Raw genomic sequence first — 15,400 nt, forward strand, 5'->3', positions numbered from 1 at the left:
GGAAGGTACGAGATGAGCCGCGGCAGGGTGGGCGTGATCGTCGCCCCCGCCAACCCCTCGGCGGAGCCCGAGCTGACCCGCCTGCTCGGCTCGCGCGCCGACATGCACGTCACCCGTTTCCCCGTGCACCGGGGCGTGTCGCTCGCCGAGCGGCTGGAGAGCTACAACGAGGCCCTGCCCGGCATGGTCTGCGCGTTCGACGGCCTGCCGCTCGACGCGCTGGTCATGGCCTGCAGCGAGTCCCGCTACCTGCTCGGCCCCGACGACGACGCCGACCAGTGCGCGCGGCTGTCGGCCTCGACCGGCGTGCCGTTCGCCTCCTCCACGCAGGCCACCAGGGAGGCGGTGGAGCACGTCGGCGTGAGCGACATCGTGCTGGTCTCGCCGTACCAGCCGTGGCTGACCGAGCTGGCCGAGCGCTTCTGGAAGACGGCGGGGCTCAACGTCACGCAGGTCGTGCAGGTGCGGGCCGCCAAGGGCGGGTACTCCTCCTACGCGGTCACCCCGGCCGAGCTGATCACCCAGGTCGAGCGGGCCGAGGTGCCCGGCGACGCGGTGCTGCTGTTCACCGGCACCGGCATGGCCACGCTGCCCGTCCTCGGGCCGCTCAGCGCCGGCAACGACCGCACGCTGCTCACGTCCAACCTCTGCACCGCCTGGTGGGCCCTGTCGCGGGCCATCGGCGAGCACGTCACGCTCAGCCGCGTGCCCTACCGCCGCCACATGGCGGAGCAGGGGAGGCGCCCCGCATGAACGGCGTCATCGTCGTCGGGGCCGGCCCGGCGGGGCTGACCGCGGCGCTCTCGCTGGCCAGGGCCGGGATCCCGGTCACCGTCCTGGAGCGGGAGAACGAGCTCGCCGGGCAGGCGCGGGCCTGCACCTTCCATCCGGCCACGCTCGACCTGCTCGACGAGCTGGGCGTGGCCTCGCAACTCGTCGCCAAGGGCCGGGTGGTCGACCGGGTGCAGTGGCGCGACCGGTCGGGCATCGTGCTGGCCGAGATGGGCATGAACCGGCTCAACGGCCTGACCAAGCACCCGTTCAGGATCCACGCCGACCAGGCCGCGCTCACCCCGCTGCTGCTCGCGGCCCTGAACGCCTACCCCGACGTCGACGTGCGCTTCGGCACCCGCGTCGACGGGGTCTCCGAGGGCGGCACCGGTATCCGGGTCCGCGTCGGCCAGACCTGGACGCGGGCCCGGTACATGATCGCCGCCGACGGCGGTCACAGCACGGTGCGCGGCTCGCTGGGGTTGCCCTTCCCCAGGTCGGCCTACCCGACGCAGGCGCTGCGGGTGTTCACCGACTCGCCGCTCGACCGGCTGCTGCCGAGCCTGGCGCCGCTCACCTACGTCCGCGACGTGCAGCAGTCGTGCACGCTGCTCGCGCTGCCCGACCACTGGCGGATCATCTTCAAGATCCCCTGCGACGCCACCGAGCCGCTGTCGGCGCCCAACGTCTCGATGCTGGTCCGCCGCGCCCTACCGGGGGCCAGCGGGCCCATCCACGTGACCGGGGCCGACCGGTTCGGGCTGTCCAGGGGCGTGCTGACGTCCTACCGCTGCGGGCGGGTGCTGTTCGTCGGCGACGCCGCGCACCTGACCTCCACGGTCGGCGGCCTGAACATGAACGCCGGCATCCACGACGCCGTCGAGGTCGGCCAGGTGATCGCGGCCGTGCTCGGCGGTTTCGCGCCGCCCACCGCGTTGGAGGCGTGGGCGTGGCGGCGGCGGGCCGTGCTGCTGCAACGGGTGATCCCGCGCGGCGAGACGCGGCCGGCCGGCGTGCGCGAGCGCGACAGCGCCCGGCTGGCCGCGGCGATGGCCGGGCTGCGGGCCATCGCCGGCGATCCGGAGGCCACTCGGGCCTATCTCGCGCAGGCCTCGCTGCTCGACACCGTTCCCGGCTCCGCCGGTGGGGCCCGGCCCGTCTGAGACACCGCTGAGGAGGTGCGACACCGCATGTGGCGAACGCTCTCGGACGAAGCGCGCCAGGCCATCCGCGAGCTGTGCGACACGCACGGCTCCCGCCTCTACGACTACTGCCGCACCGAGCTGGCCGCGGGCGACGCCGAGCAGGCGACCGCCGGCGCGCTGGTGTCCGCCCACCTCTACGCGGACCGGCTGCCCGACCCCGCCCTGCACCGGCCCTGGCTCTACGCCCTGGCCCGCGCCCACCGCGCGATCGTGGCCAAGCCGGCCAGCATCGGCTCCTGGTCGCGTCCTGGGCGGATGTCGGAGCTGCTGCCCGAGGCGCTGCTCTCCCTCGACCGCCCGCTGCGCGAGCTGCTCGACCTGTCGCTGCGCCACGGCCTGTCCGACGCCGAGCTGGCCACCGTCTTCAGCCTGGGCCAGGACGAGGTCAGCGCCGTGGTGGCGCGGGCGGCCGACGCGCTGGAGGGCTGGTTCGCCGCGATCATCGCCGCGCGCGGCCGTACGGGATGTCCTGATCTGACCACGCGGGTGGCGGCCTGGGTCACCTCGCCGGGACGCCGGGCCCGCGCCCGGATCAGCCGGCACATCCAGGGCTGCGCCGCCTGCCGGGCCGCGCCCCGCACCATGTCGGCCGCCACGCTGCTGCGCCGGCTGCCGATCGCGGAGCTGCCCGGCACACTGACCAACCGGCTCGCCTCGGCGCAGCCGCTGCCCGGAGAGGGACCCCTCTGGCGGGCGGACGGCTTCCCCGTGCTGGCACGCACCCTGGTGGAGCCCTTCGCGGCTGCGCCGGGCGTGGAGGCGAGGCCGATGCCCCCGGTCGCCGACCCCACGACGGCGACACCGGGAAACCCCTGGTCGGCGGCGGGCGCGGCCGCCGCCGACCAGGAGCCCCCGGGGCGGGCGGCCCGCGGGCGGCACCCGTTCACGCCGACGAGCCGGGCCCGGCCCTTCCGCAGCGGCTCCCCGGGCGACAAGCTCGTCTACGACAGCCGCGCCGAGGGCGGCCTCAGCGGCACCGTGCTCAACGGCCCGGTGAACGGGCCGGCCGGCGGCCCGGTGAACAGCCCGGTGACCGGTCCGCTGAGCGCGCCGATCGGCGGCGAGGCCGGTGGCGGTGACGGCGCCGCCGCCCCGCCCGGCGCGATGATCATCCGGTACGGCGGCATCGGCTGGAACGGCGAGCCGGGCGGCCTGGACCGGCTCGACGGCGAGGCCCCCTGGCAGGAGTTCTGGCGGGAGGAGCCGGCGGAGCCCGAGGAGGAGACCGAGGCCCCGATCCGCACGGTGGCCAGGCTGGGCCTGCTGCTGGGCGTCGGGCTGCTGGTGGTGGGCCTGGTGTGGGCCGTGCTCAACGCCCGCGCGCATCCCGCGGTGGTCACCAGGGCGGCGGCGCAGCCGGTCGTCCCGGCCGAGACGCCCATACGCTGGACGGCCGCGATCGGCCCGGCCGCCGGATCCGGCCTGTCGTCCCAGGACCGCAAGGCCGAGCTGCCGAGACCGGCGGCGCCCACGGCCCGGGTGTCGCCCCGGTCGGCGTGGCTGGGGTCCGGGCGCGCCGGGGCGTTCTCGCTGGCGTGCACCGGGACGTGCCGGGTCGTCTCGGCCACCGGCACGCGCGGCATCGTCGTCGACGGCACGACGTTCCGCGTCCTGGACCCGCGTTCGCGGCCCGGCTGCCCGGGCGAGCCCGACGTGCGGCGCGGCCGGATCACCATCGTCTGGACGGGCCGCGCCACCGGCGACGGCCTGCGCACCGGCGGCACGGCCACCGCCGGCGGCACGCTCACCCTGAAGGTGGGCTGGACGGTCGCCAGGGACAAGGGCGTGCGGCGGCTCGACGCCGGCGGCGTCCGCTGGAGCAACTGCCGATGAGGCCCCGGACCGGCCGGGGCCTCACGAGCGGCTAGAAGAACCGGAACCCGGGCTCGGGCTCGGGCAGGTCGAGCTGTCGCGGCCCCCTGAACGTGGCGCTGTCCTTGGGCACGTCGGCCAGCGGCGTCCCGAGCACGAAGGGCACGGACACGCTGCTCCTGGTCAGGTCGACGGTGACGGTCGCGCCGGTGCCCTCCTCACTGGTGTAGGTGGTGTCGGTCCCGGCCAGCACCAGGCCGATCCGGTGCCCCTTCCTGAACGTGTAGTCCTGCGGCAGCGTCTGCCACCTGACCGTCCCGTACGTGCCGACGGGCAGCGGCTGGGGCTGGCTGAGCGAGTCGCGGTTCTGGACGTCGATCCAGCCGCGGGCGACGATCTCCAGCGGCCGGGTGGCCACGTTCGTGGTCACCTTCTTGTAGCAGGCGTCGTCGGCCGCGGTGCTCTCGCCGTGGCAGTCCTCCTCGGTGAGCGTGGTGACGCCCTGGCCGCGCCGCCAGTCGACGCGGGTGTCCTCGCCGAAGTCGACGAGCAGGGCGGTCAGGTTGGCGGTGGGCTTGTCGAGCTTGACCCGCAGGTCGGCGGTGGGGGTGCCGGACAGGCGCAGGTCGAGCGGGAGCGCGCCGGTGGTGAAGGCGGCCCGGCCCGGGTTGGCCGTGCCGACGTCGGCCACCATCTCGGTCTCGCTCAGCGCGAGGTCGGTGAAGGCGGCGGTGCTGCCGCCGCGGGCCTTGAGCAGGCCGAGCGAGCCGTCGGCGGCGGGCCGCAGCACGGCCTTGAGCGCGTACGGGGCCGGCCAGTCGCGCTGGGTGGTCCACTGCGCCGGGCCGAGCTGCACGTCGGCGCGGGGCTCGGTGGTGATCCCGTTGCGGACGCCGTGCAGCCAGTGGTCGAACCAGCGGTGCAGGGTGTCCACCCACAGGTCCCTGCGGCCCTCGAAGTCGAACGGGTCCACGTGCTGGTACTGGCCGACCCAGATCTTGCGCGGCACGTTGCGCTGGGCCAGGGCCTGCCACCAGGCGGAGAAGTTGTCCGGCCGGACGTTGAGGTCGTTGACCGTGTGCACGACGAAGACGCTGGCCTTGACCTTGGAGGCGTCGCCGAGCAGGCCCTTGATGTAGTCGCGTTCGTTCCAGAAGGCGTTGTAGTCGCCGGTGTCGTCGCCGTCCTCGGCGTCCATGCGGTCGCGGACGGCCTGGCACTTGGCCTCGGGGTCGGTGTCGACGTAGTTGGTCAGCCAGGAGGCGTAGTCGTAGTTGTAGACCACGCCGTTCGAGCGCTGGTACTTGTACCAGGAGCTGATGGCCGAGATGGGGACGATCGTCTTCAGCCCCTCGACGCCGGTGGCGGCCACGGCGTTGGCCAGCGTCCCGTCGTAGGACTTGCCGATCATGGCGGCGTTGCCGGTGGTCCAGTCGGCCACGGCGGGGGTGCCGTCGGCCCTGACCGCCTTGGCGCGGCCGTTCAGCCAGTCGATGACCGCCTTGCCGCCCAGCACGTCGGCCTTGCCGCCCATGTCGGGGCAGCCGTCGGACCTGGTGGTGCCGAGCATGTCCACGTTGAGCACGGCGTAGCCGCGCGGGACGAAGTAGTTGTCGTAGAACAGGGGGAATTTGGTGACATTTCCGGAGGCGTCGTACGCCTTGCGCTCCCCCTCGTTCCCGCGCCCGGAGTTGTCGTAGTACGGACTCTCGTCGATGATCACGGGCACCTTCAGGCCCGGACCGGACTCCTTGGGCCGGATGATGTCCACCCTGACCCGGTCGAGCGCGCCGTCGAGGTCGCTGTCCACGGTGGACTCGACGTACACGTGCTCGCGGACGGCGTCGGCGTAGGAGAAGACCGGCTGCGTCCGGCCGTCCTTGACGGTGATCGTGGGTCCGGCAGCGGCTTGTGCCGGGGTCGCGACCGCCAGGGTGAGGGCGACCGCGAAGAGGGCCGGGCGTAATTGTGGCACGCGTGACCTCCGTGACAAGTGTCGTAATTTCTCCCGCAATCTCTCATCCGTCCAGAAAGCTGACAAGATCCCACCTATGGAGGTACAGGACCGGATCCGGGGCTGCCTGCTCGGCGGCGCGATCGGCGACGCCCTCGGGGCGCCCATCGAGTTCGAGTCGTTGCGGGAGATCCGCCGGCAGCACGGCCAGGACGGCGTCACCGGCTATGTCACCACCTGGCGGGGCAGGAGCGCGCTGGTCACCGACGACACCCAGATGACCCTGTTCACCGTCGAGGCGCTGACCCGCGACCGCACGCCCGGCGAGGTGCGGCAGGCGTACCTGCGCTGGCTCGACACCCAGGAGCACCAGGCTCCGCCGCCCGCCGACCGTCCGCACCGGACCGGCGCGCTGCGCGAGGAGGGCTGGCTGTACTCCCGGCGGGCCCCGGGCAACGCCTGCCTGTCCGGGCTGCGGCAGCCCTTCCCGGGCCCGTCGCCGTCCGGCGTGCCCGGCCCGGTGAACCCCGGTTCCAAGGGCTGCGGCACCGTCATGCGCTCGGCGCCGTTCGGGCTCCTCGCGCCGTACGACGCGGGCGCCGCGTTCGAGCTGGCGGCGGCCTGCGCGCAGATCACCCACGGCCACCCGACCGGCTACCTGGCCGCGGGCGCGTTCGCCGCGATCGTCGCCCGCGTGATGGCCGGCGAGCCGCTGGCGGCCGCCGTCGGCCACGCCCTCGGCCTGCTCGCCGGCCGTCCGGGGCACGAGGAGACGTCCGGCGCCCTGCGCGCGGCGCTCGACCTGGCCGCGTCCGGCCCGCACTCCCCCGAGCGGGTCGAGACGCTGGGCGGCGCGTGGGTGGCCGAGGAGGCGCTGGCCATCGGCGTCTACTGCGCCCTGGCCGAGCCCTCGCCCGAGCGGGCGCTGCTGCTGTCGGTCAACCACTCGGGCGACAGCGACTCGACCGGATCGGTCTGCGGCAACCTGGTGGGCGCGCTGCGCGGCGCGGACGCCCTGCCGGCCGCCTGGGTGACACCGCTGGAGGGCCGCGAGACGATCGAGCGCCTGGCCGCCGCGCTCCTCTAGGCTGGAGGCTCACCGGGACGGAAGAGATCGCATGCGAAACGTCGCGCGGACCTCGCTGGTCGATGCCGCCATCGAGGAGCTCCGCAGGGAGATCACCAGTGGGGTGTGGCCGGTCGGGACGAAGATCCCGTCCGAGAGCCGGCTGGCCGAGAGCCTCGGCATGAGCCGGTTGTCGGTGCGCGAGGCGGTGCGGGTGCTTGCGCACGCCGGGCTGCTGCAGACCAGGCAGGGCGACGGCACGTACGTCACCGCCACCGACGAGTCGCAGGTGGCGCTGCGCCGCCGGCTCGACCGGGCGGCCGCGATGGACATCATCGACGTGCGCCGCGGGCTCGACCTGGTGGCCGCCCGGCTGGCGGCGGTCAAGCGCACCGGCGACGACGTGGCCGCGATGCGCGAGGCGCTGGGCCGCCGCGGGTCGGCCGCGAGCGCGGGCGACCTCGACGGGTTCGCCGACGCCGACGCCGACTTCCACCTGCTGGTGGCCGACGCCGCGCACAACCCGCTGCTGGCCGACCTCTACCGCAGCATGCGCGACGCGCTGCGCGACAGCGTCCGGGACCAGGAGCAGGCGGCGCTGGCGCCCGACCCTTCGCACGACGACCTGCTGGCGGCGATCGAGGCGGGCGACGCGGCCAGGGCGGTCGCGGTCTCGGTCGCCATCCTCGACGTCCAGGAACGCGACCTGTGACCCGCGCGCCGGGTCAGCGGGCGACCAGCGCGGCGAGCCCGGCGGCCGGGCCGAGCAGGATCGAGGCGGCGGCGCACACCTGCGCGACCGGGCTTGACGCGGCGGGCCCCGCCGGGCCTTCGGCGGCGAAGACCGGGCGGATCCAGCGCAGGTAGTAGAACAGGCTCGCGACGGTGTTGGCGGCGGCGACCACCGCGAGCCAGGCGTACCCGCCGTCCCAGGCGGCGGCGAACATCAGCAGCTTCCCGGCGAAGACGGCGGTCGGCGGCGTCCCGACCAGGCCGAGCAGGCACACCACCAGCGCGAAGGCCGTCCGGGGCGACCGGCGGCCGAGCCCCGCGTAGTCGGCCAGCCGCTCGGCCCCGGTGGCGACCACGACGGCGAACGCGCCCAGGTTCGTGACCGCGTAGGCGGCCAGGTAGACCAGCAGGGCGGGCGCGGCCAGATCGGTGCGCCCGGCCACCGCGACCGGGACCAGCAGGTAACCGGCCTGGCTGACCGTCGAGTACGCCAGCAGCCGCCGTACGCTCTCCTGCTGGAAGGCGGCCAGGTTGCCCAGCGTCATCGTGCCGGCGGCCAGCACCGCGAGCAGCGCGGGCTCGTCCAGCACCGTCGTCGCCAGCCGGTACAGCGCCACCAGCGCCCCGATCTTGGGCACCGTGGTCACGAACGCGGCCACCGGCGCCGACGTGCCCTCGGTGACGTCGGGGACCCAGAAGTGCGCGGGCGCTCCCCCGGCCTTGAACAGCGGCCCGGCCAGCAGCAGCACCGCGCCCACTGCCGGGGCGCGCGCGGCGGGGTAGGCGGTGGCGCCGGACCAGCCGTACACGACGGTGGCCCCGGCCAGCATGAGCACGCCGAGGAAGGCGCCCATCAGGTAGTACTTGAGCGCCGCCTCGGTGCCGGACGCGTCCTTGGCGAACCCCGCCAGCGCGTACGCCGGGACGCTCGCCAGCAGGTACGCCGCCACCAGCACGAGCAGGTCGTCCGCCCCCGCCATGAGCACGGACCCCAGCGCGGCCAGCACCATCAGGGTGTACAGCTCGGTCTCCCTGCTGTTCCCCCTGACCTTGCCGGCCGCCAGCCACACGGCGAGCAGGGTGGCCAGGCAGACGGTCAGCCGGGCGGCTCCGGTCGGCGGATCGACGGCGTAGGCGTCGAAGGCCAGGACGGCGGGGCGCGGCAGGGCGGCGGCGCCCGCCGCGGCGGCCCCGGCGAGCGCCGCCGTGCACGCCCAGGCGGCGACGCGCTGCCGCCCGCGCCCCACGAACAGCCCCGCGAGCAGCGCCGTCACCGCGCCCAGCAGCATCAGCACCTCGGGCAGCATCGCGGTCACCGCCGCGCCGCCGTGGGGTGCGCTCATCGGCCCGCCAGGGCGACGACGGCGCGGGCGGCCGGCTCGATCAGGTCGAGCAGCGGGCGCGGCGCCAGGCCGATGAGCAGGGACAGCACGAGCAGCGGGGCGATCGCGCCCAGCTCGCGCGGCCGCACGTCGGTGACCCGGGGCGTCAGCTCGCCCGGCCCGCCGAGGAACGCGCGTTGCAGCGCCCGCAGGAACAGCGCCGCGGTGACCAGGATGCCGGTCACGGAGAGCGCGCCCGCGACCACGGCCCCCGAGCCGATCACGCCGGTGAAGATCTGGAACTCGGCGATGAACCCGGACAGTCCGGGCAGCCCGAGGGAGGCGAACGCCGCCACCGCCGTGAGCCAGGCCAGCACGGGCGCCCGTCCGGCGATGCCGCCGTAGCGGCCGAGGGCGTAGCCGCCCGCGCGGTCCCACAGCACGCCGGTGATCAGGAACAGCGCGCCGGTGACCAGGCCGTGGCTGACCATCTGGGTGACCGCGCCGCTGACCGCCAGCTCCTTGGCCCGCGCCGGCCCGCCGGCCAGCCCGGCGGCGCCCAGGGCGAGCACGACGTAGCCCATGTGGTTGACCGAGGTGTAGGCGACGAGCCGCTTGAGGTTCTCCTGGGCCAGCGCCACCAAGGCGCCGTACAGGACGCTGACCAGGCCGATCACGATGACCAGCCAGGCGTACGCGCGCCACGGGCCGGGCAGCAGCGGCACGGCGATGCGGGCCAGCCCGTACGCGCCCATCTTGAGCAGCACCCCGGCGAGGATGGCCGACCCGGCGGCCGGGGCGTCGGTGTGCGCGGGCGGCAGCCAGGTGTGCACGGGGAAGACCGGCGTCTTGACCCCCAGGCCGATCCCGATCGCGAGCAGCACGGCCGCGCCCGCGTCGGGCGGGCGGCGGGTGAGGTCGGCCAGGTCGAACGTGTGCGGGTCGGCGGCCAGGTAGAGGCCGACGAAGCCGAGCAGCAGGGCCAGCGAGCCCAGGAAGGTGTAGAGGAAGAAGATCAGCGCGGACCTGGCCCGGTCGCCGTGCCCCCAGCCGACGATCACGAAGTACATGCCGACGATGGACAGGTCGAAGAAGACGAAGAACAGCAGCAGGTCGAGCGCCGCGAACAGCCCGGTGGAAACGGTCTGCAGGAACAGGAACAGCGCCGCGTGCGCCTTCGGCCTGGTGGGCTCGCCCAGCGAGTGGACGGCGCAGAGCAGGAACAGCACCGCGGTCATGGCGATCAGCGGGAGCGACAGGCCGTCCACGCCGACGTGGTAGCCGGCCCCCGCCGTCGGGATCCAGCGCAGCCTGGTCTCGTACGCCAGGCCGCCCCCGTACCCGGCCCACAGGGCGACGACCAGGGCGAGGTCGGCGGCGGACGCGGCCAGCCGGATCAGCCCCGCCGCGCGCGCCGTGACGCCCGGCAGGACGACCAGGGCCGCGGCGGCCAGCGGCAGGAACACGACGACGTCGAGCACGCCTCACCTCACGATCGCGAACACGACGGCCAGCACGACCAGGGCGACGGCGGCCTGGGCGAAGTAGGTGTGGACCTGTCCGGTCTGAGGGCGTCTGGCCGGCCCGCCGAGGCGTCGGACCGCGCCGCCGGTCCGCCGTACGAGCCCGTCGAGCCCCGACTCCAGCGGGCTCGCGGCCAGCCGCGCGGCCCGCAGCCCCGCCCGCGCGACGGCCTCGACCGTGCCCTGCACGACCCGCTCGTCGAACCAGGCCGCCCACCGCGCCGCCCCCAGCAGCGGCCGCCACACCACGGCCCGCGCCGCCCGCTCCAGCCCCAGCCAGCGCCCGAACGCCCCGCCCACGCGCGGAAGCACGTCCGTCCCGGGCCGCACGGCGATCACGGCCGTCCCCGGCCGCGCCGCGATCACAGCGGTCACCAGGGCGAGCGCCGGGACGCCGGACAGGGCCAGCTCGCCCGCCGTGGGGCCGGGCGCGCCCGGGTCGCCCACCAGCCGGGACCACCAGCCGTGCACCGAGGGCAGCCCGACGATCCCGAACCCGGCCGCCACCAGGGCGAGCACCGGCAGCGGCAGCAGCTCGGGCACCGGCACCCGGCCCGTGGCCCGCCGCTCGCCTCCCGCGCCGGTCGCCGCGTCGGCGGGCCGCCAGACCGCGGCCAGCGCCTTCCCCGCGTACAGGGCGGCCACCAGCCCCGCGGCGAAGGCCACCACCCGCGGTCCGGGCTGCGCGACCCCGCCCAGGACGGCGTCCTTCGTCACCCACAACGACAGCGGCGGCGACCCGGCCAGGGCCGCGGCCCCCACCCCGAACGCCACCCCCACCAGCGGGAACCGCCGGGCCGCGCCGTGCAGCCCGGCCAGGTCCTTGGTGCCGAGCGCCGCCAGCCAGGCCCCCGCCGCCAGGAACAGCAGGCTCTTGACCGCGGCGTGCGCGACCAGGTGGGCGGCCCCGCCGGAGACCGCCGACGCCCCCGCCGCCAGCACCATGAAGCCGACCTGCGCGCAGGTCGAGGCGGCCAGGAGCTGCTTGAGGTCCCGCTGCGCCAGCGCGACCAGGCCGAGCAGCAGCGCGGTCACCGCGCCCGTCCAGGCCGTCACCGCCGCCGCCCAGCCGGTGGCCGCGAGCAGGGCGTGCAGCCGCAGCAGCAGGTACGCCCCCGCGACCACCATGGTCGCCGCGTGCAGGAACGCCGACACCGGGCTCGGGCCCGCCATCGCCCGCGACAGCCAGAACGCGAACGGCCCCTGCGCCGACTTGCCCAGCGCGGCCAGCACGATCCCGCCCGCGACCACGTCCCGCCACGGCGGCGGCAGCCCCGGCAGCCCGGCGAGCGCCAGGCCGCCGCCCGCGGCCAGGGCGGCGCCGCAGGCGACGTACAGGCCCAGGTCGCCGGCCCGGGTGGTGACGAAGGCGACGGCCGCGGACCGTACGCGCTCGCGGTCGCGCCACCGGTAGCCGATCAGCGCGTACGACATCGCGCCCATGACCTCCCAGCCCATCAGCAGCAGGACGAGGTCCGTCGCGGTCACCGTGGCCAGCATCGCGCCCAGGAAGATCAGCATCAGCCCGTGGAAGCGCCCCGACCGCTGCTCCGCCGCCGCGAACACCAGCACGGCCAGCCCGACCGCCGCCACGGTGACCACCATGACCGCCGAGAGCCCGTCCACGGCCAGCCCTTCGCCGAGGATCAGCCGGGCGGTGACCGAGGGCCTGGTCGCCGCCGCGTGCCCGGCCAGCCCGAGGGTGAGCGCGGCCGTGCCGACGGACAGGCCGACGGACAGGGCGGGGGCGGCGCGGCGCACCGGGATCAGCAGCGCGCCGGCGGCGGCGGGCAGCGCGGGCAGCAGCCACAGGGACGGGCTCATCCCCTGAGGTCTCCGGCGGCGTCGGTCGTGTCCACGTCGCGGGCACGGAAGACGGCCGTGGTGACGGCGAAGCCCATCGCCATCTCCAGCGCCATCACGGTGACCGCGACCAGGACGAGGACCTGGCCGTCCGCGGCGGCCGGGGCGACGTGGTACCAGAAGGCGCCGCCGGCCGCGATCACGCCGTTGATCATGAGTTCGAGGCCCATCATGAGCATGACGATCGACTGCTGGGACAGCACGCCGTACAGGCCGACGGCGAACAGGGCGGCGGCCAGCAGCAGGAAGGCCTGGAGCGTCACCGGTCGTACCGTCCCCGGTGGGTGGCCAGCAGCACGGCCGAGATCATCGTCGCCAGGATCGCCACCCCGACGACCATCATGACCAGCATCTTCGGCCCCATCAGGGACAGTCCGAGCGCGTGCGTGGGGTCCGCCGGCGGCCGTCCGCGCCGGCTCGGCGGGCGGACGAGCAGCGCCCCGGCGGCCAGCAGGACGAACACCGTTCCGGCGATGGCCGCCGCGCCCCGCTGGTTGTGCGCCATCTTCATCGGCACGAGCCCGGCCGGGTTCATCATGTACATGATCATGAAGACGGCCATGACCAGCATCTCCATGACCATCATGAGGACGACCAGCACCCCCAGGTACTCCAGGTCGATCAGCAGCAGCGTCCCGCCCACGGCCAGCAGCGAGACCAGCAGCGCGAACGTCGCCCGCGCCATCGAGTCCACCGCGAACACCGCCACCCCGCCCGCCACCGCGACGACCGCCAGCGCCCAGAACGCCACGTTCACGGCAGCACCGCCACCGCGACGACCAGCAGTTGCACGAGCGAGACCGGGATCAGCACCACCCACGCGAACTGCACGAACCGGTCCATCCGCACGACCGGCACGCGATGCCCGGCCAGCACCAGCACGGCCAGCACCGCCGCCGTCTTGACCGGCCCCCACGCCCAGCCGGGCAGCACGGGCCCCGCCGCGCCGCCGAGGAACAGCGGCACCGCCCCGGCCGCCGCCACGACCAGCAGCGCGTGGCGTCCGGCCTGGAAGACCAGCCGGTCGGGGCCGCCCAGCTCGCCCGGCACGCCGCCGCACACGTCCCGTCCGACCGGCTGCCCCATCGGCCCCCAGAACGCCATCGCCACCGCCGAGACGAGATAGACCGCGAACGCGACCGGCATCCACACCCCGAACCACAACCCGCGCTGCGCCGCCACGAGGTCGGCGAACCGCAGCGACCCCGCCCCCACGCCCGCGGTGATCAGCACGAACATGTGCGGCAGCTCGTACGCCAGGCCCTGGGCCAGGAACCGGTAGCCGCCGACCAGCGGCCACACGGCGTTGACCCCCCACCCGACCAGCCACAGGGCCCCCCAGACGCACACCTCCATGGCGTTGAACCACACCACCCCCGCCCCCAGGTCCAGCACCGGCGCGCCCCCGACCGGCAGGACGACGGCGGCCAGCAGCGCGGCCGACGGCAACGCCACGACCCCGGCCCGGGTGAGCAGGACGTCGGCCCGGTCCGTCCGCCGCCGCTGCTGCACCAGCAGCCGCGCCGCCTCCCTGAGCGGCGCCACCGCCGCCGCCCGCCATGAGCCGCGGCCCGCGCCGAGCGCCGCGTCGAACGCCGCCGACCCCCACGTCAGCACCGTCATCCCGAGGGCCGTCCCCACGGCCGTCCCCGCAGCCATCGGCTCACCCGTCCCTGGCGGCCGACGGCAGCCGGTCGAGGTCCGGATCGAGACCGGCCACGATCAGCCGCGCCACGGCGACCTCGGCCCCGGCCAGCAGACCGGGCAACAACGCCAGCACCCCACCCACCGGAACGTCACCGCCGCCACCAGGCCCGGGGCGTTCGTCGGTCAGGGTTGCCACGTCGTCGAGCCATCGGCGCATCCGGTCCAGGGTGTCGCCGCGCAGCGGGCGCGGGGCGCCGGGGCCGAGCTCACCCGCGCCGCGCAACATCCAGCGCAGCACCCGTGACCGGCGCACCCGCCGCGCGAACCGGAGGCACTGGCGTCGTGCCCGCTCGTCCACGGGGCCCGCGAGCAGGCGGTCGCGCAGGCGCCGGGCGTCCGCCGCGGCGGCGGGCCAGCCGGCCACGCCGAGCAGCCTGCCGAGACTGTCCAGCCGGGCCGCCGCCGTACGCCGCCGCGCCTCCGCCCGGCTCGCTCCCCGCGTCCAGAACGGGGTCCCCGCGCCGTCGGCCGGCAGGGTTCTGACCTGCGCCTCCTGGATGACGTCCCCTTGCAGGACGGTCTCCACCACCAGCCCCGCGGGCCAGTCCGCGAGCACGGGGCCCAGCGGCACGTGCAGCCGGTCCAGCTTCAGCCCGTCCCGGTCGGGCCCCCGGTCGGCCATGGGCGTGTCGTCCGGGTCGTTCCCGGATGCCCCCAGGACGCCGGCCTGCCGCCACTGGCCGGTTTCGTCCCCCAGCGTGCGGACGGCGTCGTCCAGCGCGGCCACGACCCGGTCGGCCGGGACGTCCGGCGGCAGTTCCACCAGCGCCCTCGGCACCGGAACCGCCCTCCGGACCTCCCGTACGGCCGCCGCCAGCTCCGCCCCCGGACGCCCGCACACCACCAGCACGCTCGCCTCCGCCGCCGACGCCGCCACCGGCCAGCCACGACGGTCCGCCTCCGCCTCCGCCAGCAGCCGCGCGCCCGTCCCGTACGGGCAGGCGACGAGGAGCACCCGGGGACGCAGCGCCGCCTGCCGCAGCAGCCACCCCCTCAGGCCCACCGGAACGCCCCTTCCCGCCACGCGTACAGGACGCCGACCAGCAGCAGCCCCAGGAACGCGAACATCTCCACCACCGCCGGGAGCCCCACCTCGGCCACCACCAGGGCCCACGGGTACATGAAGACCATCTCCATGTCGAAGGCGAGGAAGACCAGCGTCACGGCGTACCACCGGACGTGGAAGCGCGACACCGCGTGCTCCCGAGGCCGCGCCCCGGACAGGAACGGCCCCACGCGCACGACCCCGCCGGGCGCCAGGGCCAGCGAGGCCAGGTACACCGCGGCGACCCCGGCGGCGAGCAGCGCCACGAGCCCCAGCACAGCGCCCACCGCTCTCACCTGCCGCAGAGCCCGAAGATCAGATCACCTGCCCCTCACGGTAGCAACCGGGATCCGCCTTCCCCGCGACCGACATCCCCTGCGAACCAGCCCCTTACCAGCAC

At 75.4% G+C, this 15,400-nt stretch carries 14 protein-coding genes; 5 read left to right on the plus strand and 9 right to left on the minus strand.

Annotated features, from left to right (window positions below; all coding sequences use genetic code 11):
• Positions 1–12: 12 nt before the first annotated feature.
• The 3 genes from ACIBQ8_RS12090 to ACIBQ8_RS12100 are packed head-to-tail and all read left to right on the plus strand — an operon-like array spanning position 13 to position 3,809.
• On the plus strand, positions 13–753 hold the full coding sequence (locus ACIBQ8_RS12090; RefSeq protein ID WP_352358998.1) for a hypothetical protein: 741 nt from the start codon (positions 13–15) through the stop codon (positions 751–753).
• Positions 750–1,934, plus strand: a complete 1,185-nt coding sequence (locus ACIBQ8_RS12095; RefSeq protein WP_397177929.1) for an FAD-dependent oxidoreductase — start codon at positions 750–752, stop codon at positions 1,932–1,934. Before ACIBQ8_RS12090 ends, ACIBQ8_RS12095 begins: the two co-directional genes overlap by 4 nt.
• Positions 1,935–1,961: 27 nt before the next feature.
• Positions 1,962–3,809, plus strand: a complete 1,848-nt coding sequence (locus ACIBQ8_RS12100) for an RNA polymerase sigma factor (protein WP_397191911.1) — start codon at positions 1,962–1,964, stop codon at positions 3,807–3,809.
• Positions 3,810–3,840: 31 nt separating this feature from the next.
• Here the strand turns inward: ACIBQ8_RS12100 and ACIBQ8_RS12105 are convergent, their stop codons facing one another.
• Positions 3,841–5,763: a Xaa-Pro dipeptidyl-peptidase gene (locus tag ACIBQ8_RS12105; protein WP_397191912.1), complete on the minus strand. Its 1,923-nt coding sequence runs from the start codon at positions 5,761–5,763 to the stop codon at positions 3,841–3,843.
• Between the two features lie 76 nt (positions 5,764–5,839).
• On the opposite strand from ACIBQ8_RS12105, the gene ACIBQ8_RS12110 reads away from it, so the two are divergent.
• Together ACIBQ8_RS12110 and ACIBQ8_RS12115 are read left to right on the plus strand one after the other, a co-directional pair.
• Positions 5,840–6,829, plus strand: a complete 990-nt coding sequence (locus tag ACIBQ8_RS12110; RefSeq protein ID WP_397191913.1) for an ADP-ribosylglycohydrolase family protein — start codon at positions 5,840–5,842, stop codon at positions 6,827–6,829.
• Between the two features lie 31 nt (positions 6,830–6,860).
• Positions 6,861–7,520 (plus strand): FadR/GntR family transcriptional regulator, encoded by a 660-nt coding sequence (locus ACIBQ8_RS12115; RefSeq protein ID WP_397177933.1) that lies wholly within the window; start codon positions 6,861–6,863, stop codon positions 7,518–7,520.
• A gap of 13 nt (positions 7,521–7,533) precedes the next feature.
• Here ACIBQ8_RS12115 and ACIBQ8_RS12120 read toward each other — a convergent pair whose 3' ends face one another.
• The 8 genes from ACIBQ8_RS12120 to ACIBQ8_RS12155 are packed head-to-tail and all read right to left on the minus strand — an operon-like array spanning position 7,534 to position 15,287.
• A complete protein-coding gene (locus ACIBQ8_RS12120) occupies positions 7,534–8,883 on the minus strand; it encodes an NADH-quinone oxidoreductase subunit N (RefSeq protein ID WP_397191914.1) in 1,350 nt (449 codons plus the stop codon).
• Positions 8,880–10,343, minus strand: coding sequence for a NuoM family protein (locus tag ACIBQ8_RS12125; RefSeq protein ID WP_397177935.1), 1,464 nt, complete (start codon positions 10,341–10,343; stop codon positions 8,880–8,882). The genes ACIBQ8_RS12120 and ACIBQ8_RS12125 overlap by 4 nt, the downstream gene beginning before the upstream one ends.
• A gap of 3 nt (positions 10,344–10,346) precedes the next feature.
• On the minus strand, positions 10,347–12,209 hold the full coding sequence (locus ACIBQ8_RS12130) for a proton-conducting transporter membrane subunit (protein ID WP_397191915.1): 1,863 nt from the start codon (positions 12,207–12,209) through the stop codon (positions 10,347–10,349).
• On the minus strand, positions 12,206–12,511 hold the full coding sequence (gene nuoK / locus ACIBQ8_RS12135) for an NADH-quinone oxidoreductase subunit NuoK (RefSeq protein ID WP_397177937.1): 306 nt from the start codon (positions 12,509–12,511) through the stop codon (positions 12,206–12,208). The genes ACIBQ8_RS12130 and nuoK overlap by 4 nt, the downstream gene beginning before the upstream one ends.
• On the minus strand, positions 12,508–13,005 hold the full coding sequence (locus tag ACIBQ8_RS12140; RefSeq protein ID WP_397191916.1) for an NADH-quinone oxidoreductase subunit J: 498 nt from the start codon (positions 13,003–13,005) through the stop codon (positions 12,508–12,510). The genes nuoK and ACIBQ8_RS12140 overlap by 4 nt, the downstream gene beginning before the upstream one ends.
• Positions 13,002–13,907 (minus strand): NADH-quinone oxidoreductase subunit H, encoded by a 906-nt coding sequence (locus ACIBQ8_RS12145; RefSeq protein ID WP_397191917.1) that lies wholly within the window; start codon positions 13,905–13,907, stop codon positions 13,002–13,004. Before ACIBQ8_RS12145 ends, ACIBQ8_RS12140 begins: the two co-directional genes overlap by 4 nt.
• Positions 13,908–13,911: 4 nt before the next feature.
• A complete protein-coding gene (locus tag ACIBQ8_RS12150) occupies positions 13,912–14,958 on the minus strand; it encodes a hypothetical protein (RefSeq protein ID WP_397177940.1) in 1,047 nt (348 codons plus the stop codon).
• Positions 14,949–15,287: an NADH-quinone oxidoreductase subunit A gene (locus ACIBQ8_RS12155; RefSeq protein WP_397177941.1), complete on the minus strand. Its 339-nt coding sequence runs from the start codon at positions 15,285–15,287 to the stop codon at positions 14,949–14,951. The genes ACIBQ8_RS12150 and ACIBQ8_RS12155 overlap by 10 nt, the downstream gene beginning before the upstream one ends.
• Between the last annotated feature and the right edge of the window lie 113 nt (positions 15,288–15,400).

This window comes from Nonomuraea sp. NPDC049646, assembly GCF_044465525.1.
Taxonomy (GTDB): domain Bacteria; phylum Actinomycetota; class Actinomycetes; order Streptosporangiales; family Streptosporangiaceae; genus Nonomuraea.